This is a genomic window from Roseivirga sp. YIW32 (genome assembly GCF_057219245.1).
This window is the reverse complement of record NZ_JBXVVG010000002.1, coordinates 1,053,623-1,076,623: the sequence shown is the minus strand read 5'-3', so window position 1 is coordinate 1,076,623 and position 23,001 is coordinate 1,053,623. Positions and strand designations below refer to the sequence as shown.

Below are 23,001 nucleotides of genomic sequence, written 5' to 3'. Positions count from 1 at the left end.
CGTCGCCTTTTTCTCGGATTAATTACCTTTACCGATCTTAAAAGCGTAACGACTATGAATATCCTTGTCTTAGGAAGCGGCGGTAGAGAACATGCGTTCAGTTGGAAGATTGCTCAAAGTGCGAAGTGTGATCAATTGTTCATCGCTCCGGGAAACGCAGGCACTGCCTTGATCGGAAAAAATGTTCCATTGGATGTCAATGATTTTGATGCGATCGCTGAATTTGTCAAAGCAAATTCAATTCAACTCGTAGTTGTGGGACCAGAAGACCCTCTGGTCAAAGGCATCAAAGACTATTTTGACCAACAACCTGAACTTCAGCATGTTGGTGTTGTCGGACCTTCAAAAGCTGGTGCACAATTGGAAGGGAGTAAAGACTTCTCCAAGCAATTCATGGATAAATACGGCATTCCCACAGCCCGTTCTAAAACCTTTACGAAAGACAGCCTGGAAGAAGGCCTTAACTATGTTGGAAGCCATCCGACCCCCGTTGTGTTGAAGGCCGATGGTCTTGCTGCCGGTAAAGGAGTCATCATTGCGGAGACCCAACAAGAAGCACAAGATACGTTGAAAGAAATGCTGGTAAATGCCAAGTTTGGCGAGGCCTCTTCGCGTGTGGTGGTAGAGCAATTTTTGGACGGCATTGAGGTTTCTGTCTTCGTGCTAACCGATGGAAAAAACTATAAAATTTTACCGGAAGCCAAGGACTATAAACGCATTGGTGAAAATGACAAAGGCCTCAACACTGGAGGCATGGGAGCAATTACACCTGTTCCATTCGTCGATCAAGCGTTTATGGATAAAGTAGAAGAACGCATTATCAAACCCACCATAGACGGGCTCAATGAGGAAGACATTCTTTACCAAGGATTTATTTTCATTGGCTTGATGAATATGGGCGGCGAACCTTATGTCATTGAATACAACGTAAGAATGGGCGACCCTGAGACCCAGGCAGTCCTGACCAGAATTGACTCTGACCTTGTCGACTTATTGGAAGCCTCAACCACTGGTCGACTTGATCAGGTGGATTATTCCTTAGACCCATCGACAGCGGCAACTGTCGTAATGGTTTCTGGAGGCTACCCAGGCAGTTATGCCAAAGGTCATATCATTCACGGCATCGATGAGGTTAAAGACGCACTTGTCTTTCATGCAGGAACCAAAACTGGACCTAATGAAGAAATATTGACCAGCGGAGGTCGTGTAATTGCCGTTACAGGAAAAGGGAATAGTGTAGAAAATGCACTGGAAAATGCGTATAATGGCATTGGTCAGATCACTTGGGACGATGAGTACCATCGAAAGGACATCGGACAAGATATCCTGAGACTAATTAACAATTAAAAAACGCCCTTTTGGGCTTCGATATAGATCATGAGTTGTAGCTGTGGTGTAGAAGGTAGTACCGCAGGTTGCAATAACAACGGAGGTTGCGCAACAGGCGGCTGTAACAAACTCAATTCTTTTGATTGGTTGTCCAACATGGACATTCCTTCACACGAGGTATTCGATGTGGTGGAAGTTCGTTTTAAAAATGGACGTAAAGAATTTTTCCGCAATGCGCACCAACTCGACATCGTAACTGGCGAACCTGTCATTGTAGATGTTCAAGGTGGACATCATTTGGGGTATGTCGCATTGATGGGCGAATTGGTCAGGCTCCAAATGCGGAAAAAGGGGGTAGCAGACGACGATCAAATTCGAAAGATCTATCGCAAAGCCACACCTTCAGATCTAGAGAAGTTCGAAGAAGCCCGAAAAAGAGAATTACCAGCCCTTTACAGAACCAGAAATATCATTCTTGAGGAAAAGCTCAAGATGAAACTGACCGACATCGAGTTTCAAGCAGATAACACCAAAGCTACTTTCTACTATTCGGCAGACGAACGTGTAGATTTTAGAGGGTTGATCAGACTTCTGGCAGCAGAATTTAAGGTTCGTGTCGAAATGCGCCAGATCAGCCTCAGGCAAGAAGCAGGCCGTCTTGGTGGCATTGGCTCTTGCGGCAGGGAGCTCTGTTGCTCTACTTGGCTCACTGATTTTAAAAGTGTTTCCACATCTGCTGCGCGCTATCAAAACTTGAGTTTAAACCCTTCGAAGCTCTCTGGTCAGTGTGGTCGATTGAAGTGTTGCCTGAATTACGAGCTGGACACCTACATGGACGCCCTCGAGGATATCCCTGAGATCAAGTACCTCAAAACAAAGAAAGGCGACGCCCGATTGGAGAAAACTGACATTTTCAGAAAATTGATGTGGTTCAGCTATAAGGATGAAAACACATGGCACCCCATCTCAACTCAACGGGTAAAAGAAATCATTGCCCTGAACAAAAAAGGAGAAACACCGGAAAGCCTCACCCTCGATAGAGTAGAACTCGAACTCAAGGATGCCAAGATCAATAGTGATCTGGAAAAAATGGATGCTCGTTTTAAGAAAAAGGACGACAGACAAAGAAGAAAATCCCAGCAGCGAAGAAAAAAGAAAGTTGGACCTCGTCAGAATGACCAAGACAATAAGCAACAACAACAAGTTCCCAAGAATCAACAACAAAGTGCAAAGCCCAAGACAGGACGCAAAAAGCCGTTTAGACGCAAGAAGACAAATGATTCCTAAGCATTTTTGGTTATTCCTTTTCCTCCTTTTGGCTGCCTCCAGTTGCGACCTCAGCTCGACCTTTGAATCAGATGTCGACTTTGACGAAGGCATTTGGCACATGGACAGCCTGGCCACTTTCGAGTTTGATGCTCCTGCCCAAACTCAAGATGTGGAGGTGAAACTCAGGAATAATTTGGACTATCCCTTTTACAATCTTTATGTGAAATTGGAATTATTGGATAGCACAGGCGGTATGCTCCAAGACACCCTAGTTGAGCTGACCATCTACGATCAAAAGACCGGCAAACCAAAAGGTGAAGGCAATAGTATTTACCAAATCAACACATTAGGACTTGACGCTTACCCATTCCCCTATGCAGGCACATATTCCATTAGATTAGCACAATACATGCGCAAAGTAGAGCTCGAGGGAATTCTGTCTACAGGAGTTCGAATTGTTCCGGAAGAAAACTAGCCGACCACTTGTTCAGCAAAATTCGCCAGTCGAGACTTCATTTGCTCTTTTTGCAACCAAAATATCCTCGAATGCATTTGCCGATGAGGCCAGCCTTTTGCTTCTAAGAGAGCAGGTTGATAGGCGAAGGTATCCTTTGTAGAGAGTGATTGATAAAACCCATTATCATCTGTTAATAAGGCACCCACGTAGTTGCCACGACGTTTCATCAATAAATCGGCATAACTCCCTTCGTCTTGAAACTTTATCGGCAGTTCCTTTTCCCAGGCTTTCAATTGGTTCTTGAGGTACCATTGAGGCGAATGCTCGGTCTCTTCTCTCGGCGAAGGTTCGAAACGCCCCTCCGAAACCTCTTGTGCAAAAGCTAAATATGCTTTCAACAACTTCGGCCCTGGATTTTTAGTCTGTTCCACTTTTAATTCTGAAGGCATGATGGAGGTCACAACGATCACTTTTTCACGTGCCCTTGAGACCGCCACATTTAATCTATTCTCTCCTCCGGCTTGGTTCAATGAACCGAATTGCACATTAAATTTACCCTTTTCATCTGGTGCATAGGCCGTAGAAAAAATGATCAGGTCTCGCTCATCTCCTTGAACATTTTCAATGTTCTTTACCAAGAGATCAGTCGGTAGGTTGGCTATTCGCTCTTCCAACAGATCAGCGATCAGGTCTTGTTGGCGAGCATTAAAGGTCACCACCCCAATGGAGAAGTTCCGTTTACTCCGTAGCTCTTTTTGAATCAATTCGACAACCGCTTTGGCCTCCTCTATATTTTGCTGGTCTTGCCATACACCGGCCACTTTATGGTATTGAATCGCCGGCTCATTCAAATTTATGCGATCAAATGCAGGCAGCATCTTCAACTGCCCATCATAAAAATGACGGTTTGAAAACTCGATCAAAGCATTCGATTGACTACGATAATGCCCTTTCAGCCGTACTTGCATCAAATGGTTTTTGGCTAATTTCAATAATGAATCAACCTCCAGTGCCATGTCCTCTTGCTCATCTTCCCATCGCACACGGTACAAATCAAATGGCTGCAATTGCTGGTCATCCCCAGCCACGACAGCCTGGCGTCCTCTGTAAATTGCCGGCAAGCCCTTCTCAGCAAAACATTGACTGGCCTCGTCAAAAATAACCAAGTCGAATACGGTTTCCATTGGAAATAGTGTGCTCACCGTTTCTGGTGAGGCTAACCAACAGGGCAATAATTTGAATACCTCCTCTGCATAATTCGACAGAATCTTCCGCAAAGGCCACACCTGCCGTTTTTTATTCACTTGATGCTCTAGGTCTCTGTACGTTACCCGGTTGTTTAAGCGATTGAACTCGATCCCCTCATAAGTAGTCTCTCGAACTCGTTGCAACATGATGTGCTGACTCGCCTCTTGTTTTTGAGTAATCGCTTCTTGAAGGTCGGTTACCAAACTCTCAAACTTCAAGGTTGACACACTTCTCAGCATAGGATATTTACTCTCGATATGATCAATCCAAGCCAATCGCAAGCTGTTGTCAAATAAGATGAGAAGCTCCTCCTTACTTGACGTCATGTGCTCACCTATCTTTTCTAGGACTGCACGTTCTGCTTCGTTACATGTCTCCCTGATCTGATCGAGCTCACAAAGTACATCAAAGTCCTTCTTAAGTGTCTTCTGGAGTGCGTTACGATACGTTTCATCGGTCAGCAAAAGATCGATCTGGCGTGGAAGCACATAGGTGTTCCAAACGGCTCTCAGCCTTGGTAGCTCTTTCAAATGCTCATGAATAGCATTGATCTTTGCTCTCAATTCCATTGCTGAAAGTTGGTCCAAACTGAAGTACTCTTTGAAATTGGTCAAATTGGCGTAGCGCATCTTCGCCTCTACTGCCATGACCAACTGATCTAACCACTGATTCAACAAAGTCTGATCTGGTGAAGTTGGGGCTTCGTTGATCCAACCTACTGCGGTTAGTTTGGTAAGTTGATGCTGGAGGTTCAATCGGTTATCTAAGCGTGCGGTAAGGTTTTTCAGGTCTTCTTTTGTATCGCTCAAGCCATTGGCCACGAGCACCCGGGCAAGCCTCGTTTTTTGCTTGGAAAAGTTCCAGCGAATGGACTTCCAAAATGTTCGTTTAGCATCCAACCGCTGCTTTAGTATGAGCTGAATTTCACCAATAGCTGAAGCATCCAATGAGCGTTCAATTCCGGCCCCATCAAAGCATGCATTGATCAGGTTTCTGCTGTTTTTTAACCAGAGCAATTCGGTGTCTTTATTTGGAAAAGCCACCATGGGCTTGAATAACGCGTAAACTTCTTTGTTCTTCAAGAAACCGTTGAATTCCTTCAGTTTATCTAAATTCTCACTGAGCGTTCTACAGTCATTGTAGGTGACCTCTTCCCCCACGATATATTGCAACCCTTCGACCAAGCGCCTGGCTTCTTGTGGGATCTCTTCGAGGACAGCTTGTATCTTTTTTAACTCATTTATACCGAAATGGGCAAAACTCACTCGATCGACCCATGGATGGGATCGGTCATCCAATTGCTTTGAGTAATCGATAAAGAGGCTGAGTTGCTTTAAGAAGGAATCAATTGACCTAAAATCCAACGAGGCATATTCTTGTGTTAAATTCATGGTTGGTTGGTCAGGGTCAGAGCTGAGGTAAAGCTCTTTTACGGAAAGCCCACATTCCTTTTCGCTGAATAAGGCTTCTTTGTATTCATTCAATTGATCGATCGACTCTTCAATTTGATGACTTGCCTTTTTAAAGCTTCTGTCGATCTGCACGGCATCAAGGTTTGCGTTACTCCGGCTATAGTCTTGTAAGCGATCAATTTGACGGGCCATTTTTTGATAAACTGCCGCTCGGTCTGCTTTAAAATCATGCACTAGGGCTAAAAAATCCTCTAACTCTAATTCTTTCAAGCGCTCATAGACCACATCAAGCGCTGCACGCTTTTGGCTAACCACCAGCACTTTTTTGCCTCGAGCAATAAAGTCGCAGACCAAATTGCCAATGAGTTGTGACTTGCCTGTTCCCGGAGGCCCTTGCACCACCACGGAATTACCTCTTTTGACGGCATTTAATGCATTCTCTTGGTGTGAATCGATGGGCAATGGAGTATATGACTCTTCCTCTTTGACCATCGTCAGGAAATAATGACTCAAATCAACTGCCCCATCAGAGGCTTGCGCATTCAAACTCTTATCAGTGAAGAAAGCATCCAAATCTTTCCACTTATCCTCTGCGATCATGTGGTCATAATCGGGAACCAGATAGGAATCTGCTTGAGGAAAAATACCTAGAATTGCTTCGGTCGTCACATTCAACTCACCCGTATGGGCTTCTGAGAGTGACTTCTTTGTGGTGGTCTGGAATTCGTTCACCTCATCGACATAATAATTTCGGCTAAACCGCAATTGAACGTTTGACTCGGTGAGTTTTTCGTAGAGAAGATTCCGAAAACGGGTGCTGTCCTTTTCGAAATTATCAAAGGTAAACTCTACCAATTCATCAGGTAGAGAAACACCATTAAAATGAGCATAGGCTAATAAAAATGATTTATTTAAACCCACACTTACTTCGCTCTTTGGCTGAAGTACCCAGTAACCCTTTTCAACCTCTAAAGCAACTGGAAAAAAACACAAGGGAGCACGAACCAGGGTGTCATCATTGAATTTTCCGGTCACAAATGGCCATCCTACGTAAAGATCCCGAGCACCAGACTCTTGAAAAATGAACTCCTCCTTTTTGGCTAGACTCTTCAATAGGCCGGCCTTTTTATTCGAATTAGGGTCTCTCGGATCGGATAAAGGAGCCAACTTAACAGAAGTCTTTTGTATGATCACTTCCTCCAAAATACGCCAAGCAGGCTTACCATCGATGTAGGCCAAGTCATTCAGGTCAATGAATTGATCGCGGATCAATCGATGCAGCAACAATGAGCGGTTATTGCCCGATAGGTTAGTCAGTCTTTTGAGATATGCCTGAAGGATGTCCTTCACCAGATGATCTGTTTAGGGTTATATTCTTAATCGGAATTAAGATAACAAATAGTTCTCAGTGTAAAGGAAATAAGAAAAGAGTAGTCTCGCTTTCCGCGACAAGGATTACGTGTAACTATTTTCCGAAGGGAGAATCGGGTTCTTTGGCAAAAACATTGAAAACGATCTTGTCCATTCGCCCAGGAATGACCTTGTTGAGGAATACTGCCAATTTTCCTTGAGTGGTAAACACTACATCCCGTTTGCGCTTGATTATGGCTTTGATAATTCCTTCGGCGACCTCTTCTGCAGACATCATTTGGCCCTCATCTCGTGGAGACTCCCCTTGAGATGAACCATCTGCAGTTAAGGCAGCCTTTCGAATATTGGTTCCTGTAAATCCGGGACAGGCAACCAGCACATGCACCCCTCGATGCATGACTTCTGTCCTTAACGACTCGAAAAAGCCATTCATGGCAAACTTAGATGCTGTGTAGGCTGTGCGCGCCGGGGTTCCTCGATAGCCATTGATGGAAGAAACACCAACGATCGACCCTTTTGTTTTCAACACATGAGGTAGGGCGAATTTGGTGGCGTAGAGCGTTCCGTAAAAATTAATGTCCATCACTTTTTTGAACACATCCAATTCCGTTTCTTCAAAAAGTGCCCGCATGCTGATGCCTGCGTTATTGACTAAAATATCGATCTGACCAAAGGATTTGATGGTTTCTTCAATTAGGTGGCGGTTATCCTTCTCCGAAGCCACATCGAGTTGTAAGCACAGATTAGGCGCATTGAGCGCATCCAATGCCGTAGCCACCTCGTTCAAACGTTCCTCACTCCTACCCGTGATGACCACCTTGGCTCCCCTTTTCGCAAAGGAGATGGCCAGTGCCTTACCAATACCTGATGAACCTCCTGTTACTATGGCTACCTTACCTTTCATGCACCTCGATTTGAATCAAAGATAAAAGAATTGATCAACCCATTTTGAGCTTGGCCTTGTACTGTTTGTAATCATCTACCGCCACAAAATAGTCGGGATCTTCAACAACATTAACATCACAGATCTTCTCTGCTTTCCTGATCAATGTCGTACAATCTTTGCTCAAATGCCTCAGGTGGATGGTCTTTCCCTCCTTGTCATATTTCTCAGCCAATTTATTAATTGCCTCGATGGCCGACTGATCGGCAATTCGCGATTCTTTAAAATCAATGATGACCTCGTCGGGGTCTTCTTTTACATCAAACTTGGAGTTGAATAAACTGACCGAGCCGAAAAATAAGGGACCAAAGATCTCATAATGCTTGATACCATGCTCATCTACGTGCTTACGCGCACGAATGCGAAGCGCGTTTTGCCAGGCAAATACCAAGGCTGACACGATGACTCCTGCAAAAACAGCAATGGCCAGATCAAAAATGACGGTGAGCACCGTTACCACCAAGATCACGATCACATCCGCTAGGGGTACTTTGTTCACAATTTTAAAGGTTGACCAAGCGAAGGTGCCGATCACCACCATGAACATCACGCCGACCAAGGCTGCGATAGGTACCATTTCGATGTAGGCAGAGCCGAATAAAATAAAAGCCAATAAGGCCAAGGCCGCCACTAGGCCAGAAAGTCTTCCTCTACCACCAGATTTCACGTTGATGATACTTTGCCCGATCATGGCACAGCCACCCATTCCACCGAAAAAGCCATTGACAAAATTACCCAAGCCCTGAGCGATCGCCTCTCTATTACCGCTGCCGTGTGTTTCGGTTAATTCATCGATCAGGTTGAGAGTCATTAAAGATTCGATGAGCCCAATCGCAGCCAAAATGCCAGCATAGGGCAAAATGAATAAAAAGGTATCGAGATTCAAACTGATCAAGGGAACATTAAAGGTGGGCAATCCAGCCTTAATGCCATCTCCTCCACCATCTTGAATAAATGATTTGACCGTCGCGGTTTCAACACCTCCGAAAATCACGATACCCGACACCACCAATATGGCCACTAAAGCGGCAGGAATTCCTTTATTCAAGCGAGGCAAAAAGATCATAATGGCCATGGTCAATAAAACCAATCCCAACATGGTGTAGAGCTGCATGCCAGTGAGCCACTCTCCGCCCATTTTAAACATGCCCAATTGAGACATAAAAATGACAATGGCCAAACCATTGACAAAGCCCATCATTACTGGGTGTGGAACCAAGCGAATGAATTTACCCAGTTTCAAAAAGCCCGCAGACATCTGAATGATCCCCGTTAGGATTAGCGTGGCAAACAAGAATTGGAGTCCTTGCCCGGCTCCCATTGCTTCACCTTCCGCCACTAGGTGTACCATCACGACAGCTAAGGCTCCTGTTGCTCCAGAGATCATGCCTGGTCTTCCACCGAAGATCGACGTGATCAAACCCATCATAAAAGCACCATAAAGACCCACGATGGGGGAAATTCCTGCGACAAAAGCAAAGGCAACCGCTTCAGGCACTAGCGCCAAGGCAACGGTTAAGCCGGAAAAAATATCGCTTTTCGTACTGATTCGATTTTTATCGATGATTGAAAAAGCTTCTGTAAAATTCATACGCTGTCAATTCAGCCTGCAAAGGTAAAATTTTCAGTCGGCAAAAGTGATATCCCCCGATATTGTTTATGGAAACGATTGGCTCGGGTAAGTGGCGCAGGAAGCTTGATGCTGGGTGTGGGATGCTTGGTGTGTGAAGCTTGATGCTTATTGCTTGGTTCTATTCACCTTAACTCCTAAAAGGGAACTAGAGCGTTAAAATTAGGCATCCCTTTAGGGACAGAGGGTCTCGCTACTTGAAGCTTTTATTCCTTACCTATCAATTTACATCTGATAATTCTACATTTGTGCCATGGCAAAATACAGGGGCAAACGCAAGGTGTTAACCAAGGTGCGCATAGAGGGAATTGCGGCTGAAGGCAAGTGTGTGGCAAGAGTCGATGAGCAAGTGGTCTTTGTTGAAAAGGTTGCTCCAGGAGATTTGGTCGATGTGCAAGTCACGCGAAAAAAACCAAGCTTCATGGAGGGTATCCCTGTCAAATTCCATGAATATTCGAAAGATAGAGCAGAGCCTTTTTGCGCGCATTTTGGCACGTGTGGCGGTTGCAAATGGCAGCATATCCCTTATGAGATTCAACTGAAATATAAACACCAACAAGTTGTCGACAATTTAGAGCGTATCGCTAAAGTAGCTTTACCAGAGATCAGCCCCATTCTAGGTTCGGAGAAGACACAGTTCTATCGAAACAAATTGGAGTACACCTTTACCAATTGGAAATGGCTTACTCGAGAAGAGATTGACAAGGAAGGTGAAATTGACAGGCGGGGCTTAGGCTTTCATATTCCAGGAAGATTCGATAAGATCCTGGAGATCGACAAATGCTTTCATCAACCAGAACCTAGCAATGAAATTCGCCTAGCGATTGCTCAATTCGCAAAAGAAAATGACATTCCTTTCTATGACCTGGTCAAGAAAACTGGCAACCTACGCAACCTCATTATCCGCAATTCAGTGACCGGCGAGTGGATGGTTATCGTTCAGTTCGCATACGAGGATGAGAAGAATGAAGTCCTACTCAATTTCATCAAGGAAGAATTTCCTGATATCACTTCATTGATGTATGTGATCAATGGAAAAGCCAATGAAACCTTTCATGACCTTGAGGTAAAAACTTATTATGGAAAGGATCATATCATCGAAGAGATGGAAGGCATCCAATTCAAGGTAGGACCAAAATCATTTTACCAAACCAATGCCCTTCAGGCTTATGAACTGTATAAAATTGCAAGAGATTACGCCGGATTGACAGGTAAGGAGGTGGTTTACGATCTGTACACAGGTACAGGAACCATTGCAAACTTCGTAGCCAAGAATGCCAAAGAAGTGATCGGTATTGAATATGTAGAAGCGGCCATTGAAGACGCACAAGCCAATGCAGCCTTGAATAACATCCAAAATACATCATTCTATGCCGGCGACATGAAAGACATGTTGACTGATGAGTTCATCGCCAATCATAGCCGTCCTGACGTCATCATCACGGACCCTCCTCGCGCAGGCATGCATGCCGATGTAGTCAATATGTTATTGAAGCTAGCCGCTGAAAAGATTGTCTACGTGAGTTGTAACCCGGCCACTCAGGCCAGAGACTTGGCTCTATTGGATGAAAAATATTCTGTGGAAAGAGTTCAGCCTGTTGATATGTTCCCGCAAACGCATCATGTTGAAAATATTGTCTTGCTCTGCTTGAAATAACATTATCAAAAAACAATTGAACGGCTTTCACCTTTCCGTGTTGATTAATAAACAAAATGTAATCCCACATGAACCAACTAACATTCAGAAACGGAGATAAACTAGCTGCTATTGGCTTAGGCACATGGAAATCAGAACCCGGTGAAGTGTATGCCGCTGTACGAGAAGCCATCAAAGCGGGCTATACACACATTGATTGTGCATGGATCTATCAAAATGAAGCAGAGATCGGCAATGCTTTCAACGACGCTTTTGCTGATGGCGACATCACCAGAGAGGAGCTTTTTGTGACCTCTAAATTATGGAATTCGTTTCATGCACCTGAGGATGTGGAAAAAGGCATCAAAGAAACCTTAGATGCACTGCAACTTGACTATCTCGACCTCTATTTGATGCATTGGCCCATTGCGCATCAACCTGGCGTTACCTTTTCAGAAGATGCTTCAGGGTTTGCAAGTTTAGAAGAATATCCTCTCATCGACACATGGAAAGCCATGGAACAACTTGTTGAAAAAGGGTTGGCCAAACATATCGGTGTTTCGAACTTTAACATTCCCAAGCTTCAACTTTTGATTGACAAGGGTTCCATCATACCAGAGATGAATCAGGTGGAATCACATCCTTTGTTGGCTCAACTTGAACTACTTGAGTTCTGCAAAAAGCATGAGATCCTTTATACTGCGTATTCGCCTTTAGGATCTCGTGATAGAGCCGCTGGCATGAAAGGAGCCGATGAGCCTGATCTTTTTGAAATTCCTCAGATCAGAGCCATTGCAAAAAATCACGACGTACATCCTGCACAAATTTTGATCAAATGGGCTGAAGCAAGAGGTACGGCCGTTATTCCAAAGTCAGTCAATCCTGAACGCTTAAAAGCTAACTTGTCTTCTGCCGATATTCCTTTGAGTGAATTAGAAATGATGGAGATCAATCAATTGGATAAGGGCTATCGATTCTTAAATGGAGAGTTTTGGGAGAGAGAAGGTGGCTATTATACTGCTGATAGTATTTGGAATGATTAATTGGAATTAGCGATTGATGAGAAATAAAAAACCCTGACTTTACAGTCAGGGTTGGTAATCAAAAATCTATAAATCGTACTTATATTTTTCTGACATTCGTTGCATTAGGGCCTTTTCTGCCCTCTGTGATTTCGAAAGACACTGAGTCACCCTTGGTCACTTCATCTACTGTGCCTGAGATGTGCAAAAACACCTCGCTTCCGTCCTCATCGTCAACGATGAATCCGAAACCTTTTTCATCATTGAAGAATTTTACGGTACCTGTTTTCATAATAAATTGTAATAAATTAAATAATGGCTAAAGGTAGCCATAAGTACTAAGCTTCCAACTATTCCCTTGTGAAAAGACTGTTAATTATTCGTCACGCCAAATCAAGTTGGGATAATCCTGACCTAACCGATTTTGATCGACCACTGAACAAAAGAGGGAAAAGAGATCTTCCGGATATGGCAGAGCGCTTGAAAAATCTGGACATTCCAATCGATTTGTTTGTATCATCTCCTGCCAAAAGAGCCTTCTTAACGGCCATTGGGCATGCTAAGGCGTTTGGCATCAAGCCTGAACAGATCAGGCAAGACCAACAAATTTATCATGCCTCTTCGAACACCCTTCGTCGTGTCGTTTCTGAAACAAATGACCGATTTACAACCATTGCCCTTTTTGGGCATAACCCTGGCTTAACAGACCTTATCAATGACCTATGTGACGCCGACCTATGGAATCTGCCAACCTGTAGCGTTTTCGGAATTGCCTTTGACATTAGCTCATGGAGCGAAATCCTGCAAGCTAGTGGCCGTCAATTCCATTACGATTTCCCAAAATCAAGGCATCACTGACATTAGCCCTGGCCTGAGCTAAAGTATGAATTCGCTCAGGTCTCTGTCTTTGACCAAACCATTCAAACGCTCCCTAACCATTTCTTTGGTCACCGATACTTTTGCATTCGGCGGAATTTCTTCCGGAATATCGAAGAGGATATCGTTCAACAACTTGCTCATGACGGTGTGCAGTCGTCTTGCCCCAATATTCTCTACCTCCTCGTTCACATGGAAAGCGATTTCAGCAATTTCATGCAGTGCCTCATCCGTGTAGTCCAATGAAACACCCTCCGACTCAATCAGCGCTTGGTACTGCTTGGTCAAGGCATTTTTTGGTTCTTTCAAGATTTGATAAAAATCTTCCTTCGTCAATGAATTAAGCTCTACTCGGATCGGGAAACGACCTTGAAGCTCAGGGATCAGATCAGATGGTTTCGATACATGAAAAGCACCCGCAGCAACAAAGAGGATATGGTCTGTATTGATCACCCCATACTTTGTGTTCACAGCAGAACCTTCTACTATGGGTAACAAATCGCGCTGAACTCCTTCACGGCTTACATCTGGTCCACCGCCACCATTCTTTTTACCGCCACCAGCGATCTTATCCACTTCGTCGATGAAAATGATGCCCGTGTTCTCTGCTTTACGAATGGCCTCTTCCTTCACTTCATCCATATCGATGAGTTTCGCACTCTCCTCTTCCAACAAAAGCTTCTTCGCTTCAGCAATGGTTACTTTTCTTTTCTTGGTCTTCTTCGGCATCATGTTACCGATCATCTCTTGGATATTGATCATAGAAGCTTCGTCCATTCCGCCACCGATCATGCCCAAGTTGCCTTGATTGGCTGATATTGAAATCTCTATTTTACGATCATCGATCTCACCAGACCTGACTTTTTCCCTAAAACGCTCACGTGTCCTTTCATTGAGCTCCGCATCTGACATTTCCGCAGCCGGTTTATCCTCTTGCTGATGGTCTACTGGCTTCGACATATTGCGTACAGGAGGAATCAATGCATCCAGAATGACATCCTCAACATTTTGTTGAGCACGCTCTCTTACTTTTTCCTTCTGTCCTTGCTTCACCAGCTTCACCGATTGCTCAACCAAATCGCGCACCATGCTTTCGACATCACGTCCCACATAGCCTACTTCGGTGAACTTTGATGCTTCTACTTTTGTAAAAGGCGCATCAGCGATCTTTGCCAGGCGACGGGCGATCTCTGTTTTACCCACACCAGTGGCACCGATCAACAGAATATTGTTCGGAACGATCTCCTTTTGCATTTCCGCCTTCACATGCATCCTTCGCCAACGGTTTCTCAAGGCAATGGCCACATTCTTCTTCGCATCGGCTTGACCGATGATGTATTTATCTAATTCGGCCACGATCTGACGTGGCGTTAAAAACTGTTGATCAATCATTTGTATTTCGTTTAATGAGTTCGCTCGTGTTGATCATGAGTTGAAAGGTGTTGCTACCACCTGCTACATGATAAAGAGCTCGTGAATAGGCAAACTCAATTCTTTTCACTTTAATCATAAATCCGAAAGAGAGTCCAGCTCCTCCGGTTGCGTTCTCCAACTTCAACTCTTGCCTAAGCAAATGGTTGTAACCGACACGCAATTGGAAACTTGGGGAGATCAATAATTCCGTACCCACCACAAGTCTTCTAAATAATTCTTCACTAAAGCCCGGAGATTCGCTCTGACCAAACCCATTTGTGGGTTGATCGAAATAAACCAAGTCGTCTCTCAACGTATTTTTAGTGGTCAGTGAGAAGCGAAAAGGCATGAATTCGGGCTTGTAACTGAATCCTAACTGAATATCGAGGGGCAGCTGACTATTTCGGTTGTCTTCAAAATCGGCAAAAAGAAAACCCAAATTTTTAACAGCTAAACCGATCGTCATGTCCTTTTCAGGGTGCTTAAAGGTTCCACCCAGATCCGCCAGCAAGCCTGAAGCCCTGAATCCTGCCAAATCAGACACCACCACCTTGGCACTTGCCCCTGCCGAAAAAACCCCGAACTGCATGGCATAGCCCACACTCAAGGCATAGTCCTTTGCGCTGACCTCACCGAGATATGCACCTTGCTCATCAAAGCTATCAAAACGTCCATAGTTGAAATACGACAGATTAAAAGCCCAAGTGCCCATTTCCTTAACCTTATTGGCGTAGCTCAAGGAAGTGTTGTTAATGTCGGCGAAGTAGCTTAAATGTGTCAGGGCCGCCTGCTTTTCCCATGTTGAATTGATCAAGGCTGGGTTACTGGCAAATTGCGTCAGATCGTCCCAGCCACTGGTGATGTTTGTTCCACCTAAAGCAGCCAATCGTGCATTATTTGGTACCTTCAAAAACTCGAACACACGTTGCCCACCTATTTGTGCAAGGCCAGTCCTACACAAGGTGACCATCAAAATAAACAGCAACACATTTCTCATCAGCAAGTAAGATAAGGCTCTATTGCCAGAAAACGCTTAATCTTTCAAATCAAACTTGATAGGATTTGACGCTTTTTGGTTGGTTAATGCCAGTTCCAACACCTCTTCTGCACGCTCGACAAAATAGAAACTCAAATTCTTTCTGTAGCGCTCTTCAATTTCAAGGATGTCTTTTTCGTTGCGTTGACTCAAAATGATCTCCTTAATGCCAGCACGTCTTGCTGCCAGTATTTTTTCTTTGATTCCCCCAACAGGAAGCACATTACCTCTGAGGGTAATCTCTCCCGTCATGGCCAACTTTGCCTTTACTTTTCTTTGGGTAAAGACCGAGGCCAGTGCTGTGAGCATGGTGATGCCAGCAGAAGGTCCATCTTTTGGAACAGCACCAGCAGGAACATGCACATGTAGGTCATATTGATCAAACACTCGGTAGTCAATACCATAGTGCTCTGCATTGGATTTCAAGAAGGATATGGCTGCCACAGCAGACTCTTTCATTACATCACCCAATTGACCAGACAATGTTAATTTGCCTTTGCCTTTGCTCAAACTCGATTCAATAAACAGAATTTCTCCTCCTACCGAAGTCCAAGCAAGCCCTGTTACTACACCAGCCAATTTGTTATCCGAGTAGATCTCCTTATCAAAACGCTGCCCTCCCAAAACCTTTTCAATGAACTCAAGCGTCATTTTTTGAGGGTAGTCATCTTCCAAGGCAATCGATTTGGCAACCGAACGTATCACTGAACCAATGACACGCTCTAGGCTTCGGACACCACTTTCTCTTGTGTAACCTTCAATGATGAATTGTATGGCTTTTTTATCAAAGGCAACATCCTTCGCCTTCAGGCCATGTTCTTTTTTCTGTTTCGGAATCAAATGCTTTTTAGCGATCTCGATCTTTTCTTCGATGGTATATCCTGAAACTTCGATGATCTCCATTCGGTCTCTTAAGGCCGGTTGTATGGTATCCAACGAGTTTGCTGTGGCGATGAAAAGCACTTTAGATAAATCATACTCTACTTCCAGGTAATTGTCTGTGAACTCATGATTTTGCTCCGGATCAAGCACCTCTAGCAGCGCAGAAGAAGGGTCTCCGCGAAAATTCGAATTGACCTTATCGATCTCATCCAATACAAATACTGGGTTCGAGGTCTTTGCCTTTTTGATGTTTTGAATCACCTTGCCTGGCATGGCGCCTACATAGGTTTTTCTATGTCCTCTGATCTCTGCTTCGTCATGAACACCTCCTAAGGACATCCTGACATACTGTCTACCCAAGGCCTTAGCAATCGACCTACCCAGAGAGGTTTTTCCTACACCTGGAGGCCCATATAAGCAAAGTATGGGACCCTTCAAATCATTCTTTAATTTGAGGACGGCCAAATATTCTAGGATTCGGTCTTTGACTTTTTCAAGCCCGTAATGATCCTGATCTAAGACCTTTTGTGCCTTCTTCAAGTCGAGGTCATCTTCAGAAAAATCGCCCCAAGGCAACTCCGTCATCAATTCTGCATAGTTCATGGTGATCGGGTATTCTGCTGCCATGGGATTCATGCGCAAGATCTTATCCAGCTCCTTGTTGAAATGGTCGTGAACTTTCTTCGGCCATTTTTTCTCATCTCCCTTTTTGCGCAGTGCTTCTACTTCTCTTTCAGGACCATCTTCGCCAAGCTCATCTTGCAAAACCTTCATTTGTTGCCTCAAGAAATAATCTCGCTGCTGTTGGTCGATATCCGAATGTACCTTGGTTTGTATTTCGGCCTTGAGTTCAAGCATTTGAACCTCTTTAAGCAAATGCTGCAAGAGGGCCGTTGCACGTTCTGCGCCATCGTTCAATTCAAGAAGCCCTTGTTTTACTTTTGGCTCCGAATTAATATTAGAAGACAGGAAGTGCACAAGGAAACTTGGCTTTTCAATATTTTCAAGGGCCACTTGTGCTTCTTTTGGAATCTCTGGGTTGAGCTGCATGATGCGATTTGCTGCATCACGAATGGATTGAATGACTGCCTTCAACTCTTTGCCCAAGCGCTTCGGAAATTTTTCTTCCAGATAGCTAACCTTGGCCTTAAAGAAGGGTGTTTCTGAGGTAAATGAATCCACAGAAAAACGTTGTTTCCCTTGTACAATTATGGTGGTGTTGCCATCGGGCAAGACCAGCATTTTGACAATCTTAGCAACCGTACCGATTCGATAGAGGTCTTTTGTACTCGGTTCTTCTACTTCTGGATTCCGTTGCGCAAGTACCCCAATGATTTTATCACCTTTGTAGGCTTGTTTCACCAGACGGATGGATTTCTGACGACCCACAGTAATCGGGATCAAAACACCTGGAAAAAGGACCGTGTTCCGAACCGTTAGAATGGGAAGTTCTTCAGGAAGATCTGAGATTTTAGTTTCCTCATCATCAGGTGAGATGAGTTGGATCAAATCACCATTGTCTTCATCCCCTATTTCGGCTGCCAGTATGGATCCGATAGTTTGTCTATCTAATTTCATATAAGAGTGTCAATCTGACGCAAAAACTTCTGCTTTTTGCGGAACATAGGTATTACAAGCAATATGCCAAATGACGGTCTGTCAGGTTATATTGTTTTGTTTGTGCTCGAATTGGCTTAATTTCATCACTAGCTAAGTGACTCAAAAAAGGCAGAAGTATTGATACAACGATCATTCATCATATTATTGATACTCATAGGGTATAGTACGAGCTCAAGTGGTCAGTTTTGGAAAAAAAACAAGACCCAGCAGGTCGAACTCTCCTCAGATTCAGTCTCTATTGAAATCAGCCCAATCAATTTTGGCAACATCAATAGCTATCCTGCTTATCGTAATGAAAAGGTCCAAAGGCGGCTGCAGAAACTAGACGCTGCGGGAGACTGGGAAACACTTTATCCGGAATTGAAGGAATACGTGTCGAAATTCGGGCCCCTGAATTTTGCGCTACAGACGGATTACATCTGGCAATTGGCTAAGCTGACTGAGGTTTTCGGATCGGCCGAAGCGGCCAAACCCCTATACGCCATGGTATTAAAACACCACCGTCAAGACGTGAATATTGCGGAGGTTTTGGCTCGCTATGATTCATTGAATACCAATAAGAAGGAGTATTATGTTCCGATAGACTATTATTATGAGTTGGTTGAATTCAGGCGACAAGTGGATACATTGATTCCTCCAAAAAGTGTATTGAAGACAATGGGAGCCTTAGTCAATTCTACACAAGAAGATTATGCTCCTGTTGTCGCCATGAATGACTCTGTCGTCATCTTTACCTCCAAACGAAACACCGTTTATGACGGGATCACAAAGAATGAGCGAGAAGATCTCTTCATCACCAAGCTCAATGATGGCGACTGGTCTTCTGCAGAAATCTTAGCGCAAACGCACAGTAGCTATAAGGAAGGGTCTGGTTACATGACCAAAGATGGCAAAACGATATACTTCACGCGTTGTGGGGCACCGGATGGTCAAGGCAATTGCGACCTCTACGTCACGCGTTTCTTTGAAGGAGAGATCGAAACAGATTCTACCTATGTGCTCCGCAATATCAATAGGAACCCAGCCGATGACTTGGAATACAAAACGGTCAAAGTGTTGCGCGATACCAGTTTTTGGACGGTACCTGAGAATCTCGGAGAGAAAGTAAATTCAGCCAACTGGGATTCGCATCCTACATTGAATACGACAGAGGACACCTTGTATTTCTCTTCTGATAGAATCGGTGGTTTCGGCATGTCGGATCTTTACTACACCACGATGAACGATCAAGGGGAATGGCAAAAACCCAAAAACCTCGGGCCCATTGTCAATACAAGAGGCAATGAAGTAAGCCCTTTCTTCCATCCTTTGTACAATGTGCTCTACTTCAGCAGCAATGGCCATCTCCTGAATTTTGGTGATTACGACATCTACAAAACCTATAAGTTCTCAGGAGGCTTCTCGGAGCCTTACAATATCGGGCCACTGGTCAATGGGGAGGGGATTGAGTTCTATTTTAGCATCGACAGAAAATCGGAGTACATCTATTATGCGCGATCAGAAGAAAGCATGAAAGGTTTGGACCTATACTCCTTTCCATTACCCATGGAAGGCCAGCCCCTAGCCACCACCAAGTTGAGAGGCAGCGTAAAAGATGTCTATGGTAAGATCCCAAAAAACCTTGTGGTCTCCATCATCGATCTTGACGAAGGCGTCGAAGTAGCGCCAAAATTTGCTCGAGCAGACGGCACCTTTGAATTTGATCTGATCAATGAGCGAAATTACCTCTTGGTCATTCAAGGAGATGATATTTTCCGCTTTGAAGAATTCTTCTTCCTAGATGGAGACAAAACCTTTGAAGGTGTTGTGGAAAGGGTTTCGAGTAAGTTTGAATTCTCCTCTTTAGAATTTGAAAATGGAAAAGCGGAAATTCTTCCAGAGATGCACGAAGACCTTCAAAAGGTCATTGACTTTTTGATCGATCATCCTGATTTCAGTTTGATGATCAACGGCCATACGGACTCGAGCGGCGACAAGATCTTCAATCAGATCTTATCCCAAAGAAGAGCAGACGCCATCAAAACCTATATTTTGAATGCTACTATTGCCATTGCCCCACAGCGCGTAGGCGCCATGGGTTATGGAAGCCAAAAACCTATCGTCAAGGAAGAAAAAACGGAGGAAGACCGAAAAACGAATAGACGTGTTGAGTTTGATATTTACCGAGATCCTCAAAAGGAAACGACCAATAACTAAAAAAGCCCTCGGCTGAGGGCTTTTTTATACTAGAACATATTTTCTTATATCCCGAAGAGTTTCAAGATATCATTCCCAAAGACAAAGACCATTAGTCCCAATAAAATGATCATACCCACTTTTTGAGCTCCTTCTAAGAACTTATCTGAAGGAGCCGTTCCTGACACCATCTCGAACAGTAAGAACACCACGTGCCCACCATCAAGAGCAGGTATTGGCAAAAGATTCATAAAGGCTAAGATCATTGAAATAAAGGCAGTGGTATACCAGAAACGATTCCAATCCCATGCTGTAGGGAATAGTTCAACGATCCCGATGGGGCCACTTAGGCTTCTGGCTGAAAGATCTCCACTGAACATTTTTCCTATGGCACGTGCATTGGTAATGACAAGTCCAAAAGCATCGACGGTTCCTTTGGTCACCGCTTCACCAAAGCTGTATTCATTCACTGAAGTTTCAAGTAGTGACGCTAAGGCGATTCCAATGGTAGTATCCTTATTCACTGGAATATTGAAATCAAGTAATTCACCTGATCGATCAACTTTAACATCCACAACATCACCAGCGAATGAAGCCAAAGCTGGCTTCATCTGATCCCAATAGTTGATTGGCTGTTCTCCGATCTTAACGATCTTATCTCCCACAAGCATTCCTGCCTTTTTGGCGTTTGAGTTGGCTTGGTACTCCGGATCAGGTGGATAAGCGACCACGAAGGGCATTCTAGGGTAAATGAATTTAGATCTAAAGGCTTTATCTTTTGACAGCACATCCAACGCATTATCCGGCATGTTGATTTTTAGCTCTTCACCATTTCTCAACACAGTGATATAAGCACCGGCGTCAAGGAATAGGTCAGGGCTTGTCAAATCGCTCACGCGTTCAAAATCTTCTCCATTAATATTGAGGATCTTATCTCCTGTTTGAAAACCAAAATCTTCTCCATATTCGAAGGCTTGGATGCCATTTTCCTTCACCAATTCACTTGAAAAATATTCATCACCTGTGTTGTAAGTTAAGATGATCATGGCAATCACTCCTGCCACAACATTCACAATGATACCGCCCAACATCACAATGAGACGCTGCCAAGCTGGTTTTGAACGAAACTCCCAAGGTTGTGGCGGTTGCGCCATTTGTTCTTTATCCATCGACTCGTCAATCATTCCGGAGATCTTGACGAAGCCTCCCAATGGAATTGCTCCCAGGCCATATTCTGTCTCACCCTTCTTAAATGAAAAGAGCGTTGGAGGAAAACCAATGAAGAATTTTTCAACCTTCATCCCAAACATTTTGGCCGTAAGCATATGCCCGCCCTCATGTATTCCCACTAAAATCGAAAGTGCCAGCAAGAGCTGTGCTACTTGTACTAAGGTTTCCATTAATTTTTAAATGCTTTTGCTAATTGTCTTGTTTCGTAATCTGTCTGAACGTAGTCCTCATAAGAAGGATGTTCAATAAAAGAGATTTTTTGCATACTATGTTCAACCAAATCCGACATCTCTAGAAATCCGATCTGATCGTTAAGAAATTTATCGACGGCTATTTCATTTGCCGCATTGAGAATGCAGGGCATATTTCCACCCTTCGCAAGCGCTTCAAAAGCCAAATTGAGGTTTCTGAAAGTATCCATATCCGGCTGTTCAAACGTCAAGGAAGGATAATCTAAGAAGTTGAATCGTGGAAAAGTTGACTTGAGTCTATCCGGATAAGTCATGGCAAACTGAATAGGCAACTTCATATCGGGAAGACCCATCTGAGCTTTCATGCTGCCGTCCTCAAACTGCACCAAACTATGCACAATGGATTGTGGATGGACAATCACTTCAATTTGTTCGGCTTTTAAGCCAAATAGCCATTTCGCCTCAATCACTTCTAGTCCTTTGTTCATCAATGAGGCCGAATCAATGGTGATTTTTGCCCCCATGTCCCAATTCGGATGCTTTAAGGCTTGCCTCTTGGTTACAGTCAATAACTCTTCTTTCGATTTCCCTCTAAAAGGACCTCCAGAAGCCGTAAGAATGATCTTTTCAATAGGATTGTGAAATTCCCCAACCAGGCACTGAAAAATCGCCGAGTGCTCTGAATCTACAGGGTAAATATTGACCCCCTTCTCTTTTGCCAAGGTGGTGATCAATTCTCCCGCCACTACAAGCGTCTCTTTATTAGCCAAGGCAATGTGCTTGCCTGCTTCAATGGCTTTGATTGTCGGTGCCAGACCGGCATAGCCTACCAAAGCGGTCAGCACGATGTCGATCGTATCCATCTGCACCACCTGCTCCAGGGCCCGTTCTCCTGTGTACACCTTAATACCTTTTGGATCTAAGGCATCAAAAACCTTTTGGTAGAGCGCCTCATTGCCGATCACTACTACATTCGGATCAAACGCCATTGCCTGCTCGATCAAAAGATCCGCATTATTTCCAGCCGTAAGTACCTCGACCTCAAAATGATCGGGATTGGCTTCTACAACCTCAAGTGCTTGTGTTCCAATGGAACCAGTAGAACCGAGGATAGCGATTGTCTTCTTATTACTCAAAAATGAATGCTTAAAATGGTGCCTTTAAGAATGGCTAAAAACCGTGCAAATTTATGCCTTTTTGTACGGTCAGCAAATTTGTGGTGAGAAACCCTGAGACTAAGGCTTTGCTGAATCTCTTTACT

Annotated in this window: 16 protein-coding genes; 7 read left to right on the top strand and 9 right to left on the bottom strand. The window is 44.1% G+C overall.

Annotated elements, in window-relative coordinates; genetic code table 11:
• Nucleotides 1-54: 54 nt before the first annotated feature.
• From purD to AC2D6U_RS13520, 3 genes are read left to right on the top strand one after another with little or no spacing between them, the layout of a single operon-like run.
• Nucleotides 55-1,347 carry a phosphoribosylamine--glycine ligase gene (gene purD / locus AC2D6U_RS13530; RefSeq protein WP_484721520.1) on the top strand — a complete coding sequence of 431 codons (1,293 nt, stop codon included), beginning with the start codon at nt 55-57 and terminating at the stop codon, nt 1,345-1,347.
• Nucleotides 1,348-1,377: 30 nt separating this feature from the next.
• The gene (locus AC2D6U_RS13525; protein ID WP_484721519.1) at nt 1,378-2,616 is read left to right on the top strand and encodes a PSP1 domain-containing protein; all 1,239 of its coding nucleotides are present in this window, start codon (nt 1,378-1,380) and stop codon (nt 2,614-2,616) included.
• Nucleotides 2,606-3,073 carry a gliding motility lipoprotein GldH gene (locus AC2D6U_RS13520; RefSeq protein ID WP_484721518.1) on the top strand — a complete coding sequence of 156 codons (468 nt, stop codon included), beginning with the start codon at nt 2,606-2,608 and terminating at the stop codon, nt 3,071-3,073. Before AC2D6U_RS13525 ends, AC2D6U_RS13520 begins: the two co-directional genes overlap by 11 nt.
• Here the strand turns inward: AC2D6U_RS13520 and AC2D6U_RS13515 are convergent.
• From AC2D6U_RS13515 to AC2D6U_RS13505, 3 genes are all read right to left on the bottom strand, one after another.
• Complete coding sequence (locus tag AC2D6U_RS13515; protein WP_484721517.1) at nt 3,070-7,065, bottom strand: DEAD/DEAH box helicase; 3,996 nt, start codon at nt 7,063-7,065, stop codon at nt 3,070-3,072. The genes AC2D6U_RS13520 and AC2D6U_RS13515 overlap by 4 nt on opposite strands.
• A gap of 115 nt (nt 7,066-7,180) precedes the next feature.
• A complete protein-coding gene (locus tag AC2D6U_RS13510) occupies nt 7,181-7,990 on the bottom strand; it encodes an SDR family oxidoreductase (RefSeq protein WP_484721516.1) in 810 nt (269 codons plus the stop codon).
• Between the two features lie 34 nt (nt 7,991-8,024).
• Entirely contained in the window at nt 8,025-9,620 is a 1,596-nt protein-coding gene (locus AC2D6U_RS13505) for a SulP family inorganic anion transporter (RefSeq protein WP_484721515.1), read from the bottom strand.
• A 292-nt stretch (nt 9,621-9,912) separates the two neighbouring features.
• Here AC2D6U_RS13505 and rlmD point away from each other — a divergent pair, with 292 nt between their 5' ends.
• Together rlmD and AC2D6U_RS13495 are read left to right on the top strand one after the other, a co-directional pair.
• Nucleotides 9,913-11,316 carry a 23S rRNA (uracil(1939)-C(5))-methyltransferase RlmD gene (gene rlmD / locus AC2D6U_RS13500; protein WP_484721514.1) on the top strand — a complete coding sequence of 468 codons (1,404 nt, stop codon included), beginning with the start codon at nt 9,913-9,915 and terminating at the stop codon, nt 11,314-11,316.
• Between the two features lie 68 nt (nt 11,317-11,384).
• The gene (locus tag AC2D6U_RS13495) at nt 11,385-12,338 is read left to right on the top strand and encodes an aldo/keto reductase (protein ID WP_484721513.1); all 954 of its coding nucleotides are present in this window, start codon (nt 11,385-11,387) and stop codon (nt 12,336-12,338) included.
• A 79-nt stretch (nt 12,339-12,417) separates the two neighbouring features.
• Here AC2D6U_RS13495 and AC2D6U_RS13490 read toward each other — a convergent pair whose 3' ends face one another.
• Nucleotides 12,418-12,609 carry a cold-shock protein gene (locus AC2D6U_RS13490; protein ID WP_484721512.1) on the bottom strand — a complete coding sequence of 64 codons (192 nt, stop codon included), beginning with the start codon at nt 12,607-12,609 and terminating at the stop codon, nt 12,418-12,420.
• A 68-nt stretch (nt 12,610-12,677) separates the two neighbouring features.
• On the opposite strand from AC2D6U_RS13490, the gene AC2D6U_RS13485 reads away from it, so the two are divergent.
• Nucleotides 12,678-13,175 carry a SixA phosphatase family protein gene (locus AC2D6U_RS13485; RefSeq protein WP_484721511.1) on the top strand — a complete coding sequence of 166 codons (498 nt, stop codon included), beginning with the start codon at nt 12,678-12,680 and terminating at the stop codon, nt 13,173-13,175.
• Between the two features lie 18 nt (nt 13,176-13,193).
• Here the strand turns inward: AC2D6U_RS13485 and hslU are convergent, their stop codons facing one another.
• The 3 genes from hslU to lon are packed head-to-tail and all read right to left on the bottom strand — an operon-like array spanning nt 13,194 to nt 18,102.
• A complete protein-coding gene (hslU, locus tag AC2D6U_RS13480) occupies nt 13,194-14,585 on the bottom strand; it encodes an ATP-dependent protease ATPase subunit HslU (RefSeq protein WP_484721510.1) in 1,392 nt (463 codons plus the stop codon).
• Nucleotides 14,578-15,603 carry a type IX secretion system protein PorQ gene (gene porQ, locus AC2D6U_RS13475; RefSeq protein ID WP_484721509.1) on the bottom strand — a complete coding sequence of 342 codons (1,026 nt, stop codon included), beginning with the start codon at nt 15,601-15,603 and terminating at the stop codon, nt 14,578-14,580. Before porQ ends, hslU begins: the two co-directional genes overlap by 8 nt.
• 36 nt (nt 15,604-15,639) lie before the next feature.
• A complete protein-coding gene (lon, locus tag AC2D6U_RS13470) occupies nt 15,640-18,102 on the bottom strand; it encodes an endopeptidase La (RefSeq protein ID WP_484721508.1) in 2,463 nt (820 codons plus the stop codon).
• A 159-nt stretch (nt 18,103-18,261) separates the two neighbouring features.
• On the opposite strand from lon, the gene AC2D6U_RS13465 reads away from it, so the two are divergent.
• On the top strand, nt 18,262-20,340 hold the full coding sequence (locus AC2D6U_RS13465; protein ID WP_484721507.1) for an OmpA family protein: 2,079 nt from the start codon (nt 18,262-18,264) through the stop codon (nt 20,338-20,340).
• Between the two features lie 44 nt (nt 20,341-20,384).
• Here the strand turns inward: AC2D6U_RS13465 and rseP are convergent, their stop codons facing one another.
• Together rseP and AC2D6U_RS13455 are read right to left on the bottom strand one after the other, a co-directional pair.
• Nucleotides 20,385-21,719, bottom strand: coding sequence for an RIP metalloprotease RseP (gene rseP, locus AC2D6U_RS13460; protein WP_484721506.1), 1,335 nt, complete (start codon nt 21,717-21,719; stop codon nt 20,385-20,387).
• Nucleotides 21,719-22,876, bottom strand: a complete 1,158-nt coding sequence (locus AC2D6U_RS13455; protein ID WP_484721505.1) for a 1-deoxy-D-xylulose-5-phosphate reductoisomerase — start codon at nt 22,874-22,876, stop codon at nt 21,719-21,721. Before AC2D6U_RS13455 ends, rseP begins: the two co-directional genes overlap by 1 nt.
• Nucleotides 22,877-23,001: the final 125 nt, after the last annotated feature.

Bases quoted from the DNA above. Each gene is read 5' to 3' on its own strand.
- lon (WP_484721508.1), bottom strand. From the start codon at position 18,102: ATGAAATTAGATAGACAAACTATCGGATCCATACTGGCAGCCGAAATA.
- AC2D6U_RS13520 (WP_484721518.1), top strand. From the start codon at position 2,606: ATGATTCCTAAGCATTTTTGGTTATTCCTTTTCCTCCTTTTGGCTGCC.
- AC2D6U_RS13525 (WP_484721519.1), top strand. From the start codon at position 1,378: ATGAGTTGTAGCTGTGGTGTAGAAGGTAGTACCGCAGGTTGCAATAAC.
- hslU (WP_484721510.1), bottom strand. From the start codon at position 14,585: ATGATTGATCAACAGTTTTTAACGCCACGTCAGATCGTGGCCGAATTA.
- purD (WP_484721520.1), top strand. From the start codon at position 55: ATGAATATCCTTGTCTTAGGAAGCGGCGGTAGAGAACATGCGTTCAGT.
- rlmD (WP_484721514.1), top strand. From the start codon at position 9,913: ATGGCAAAATACAGGGGCAAACGCAAGGTGTTAACCAAGGTGCGCATA.
- porQ (WP_484721509.1), bottom strand. From the start codon at position 15,603: ATGAGAAATGTGTTGCTGTTTATTTTGATGGTCACCTTGTGTAGGACT.
- AC2D6U_RS13490 (WP_484721512.1), bottom strand. From the start codon at position 12,609: ATGAAAACAGGTACCGTAAAATTCTTCAATGATGAAAAAGGTTTCGGA.
- AC2D6U_RS13495 (WP_484721513.1), top strand. From the start codon at position 11,385: ATGAACCAACTAACATTCAGAAACGGAGATAAACTAGCTGCTATTGGC.
- AC2D6U_RS13505 (WP_484721515.1), bottom strand. From the start codon at position 9,620: ATGAATTTTACAGAAGCTTTTTCAATCATCGATAAAAATCGAATCAGT.
- AC2D6U_RS13510 (WP_484721516.1), bottom strand. From the start codon at position 7,990: ATGAAAGGTAAGGTAGCCATAGTAACAGGAGGTTCATCAGGTATTGGT.
- rseP (WP_484721506.1), bottom strand. From the start codon at position 21,719: ATGGAAACCTTAGTACAAGTAGCACAGCTCTTGCTGGCACTTTCGATT.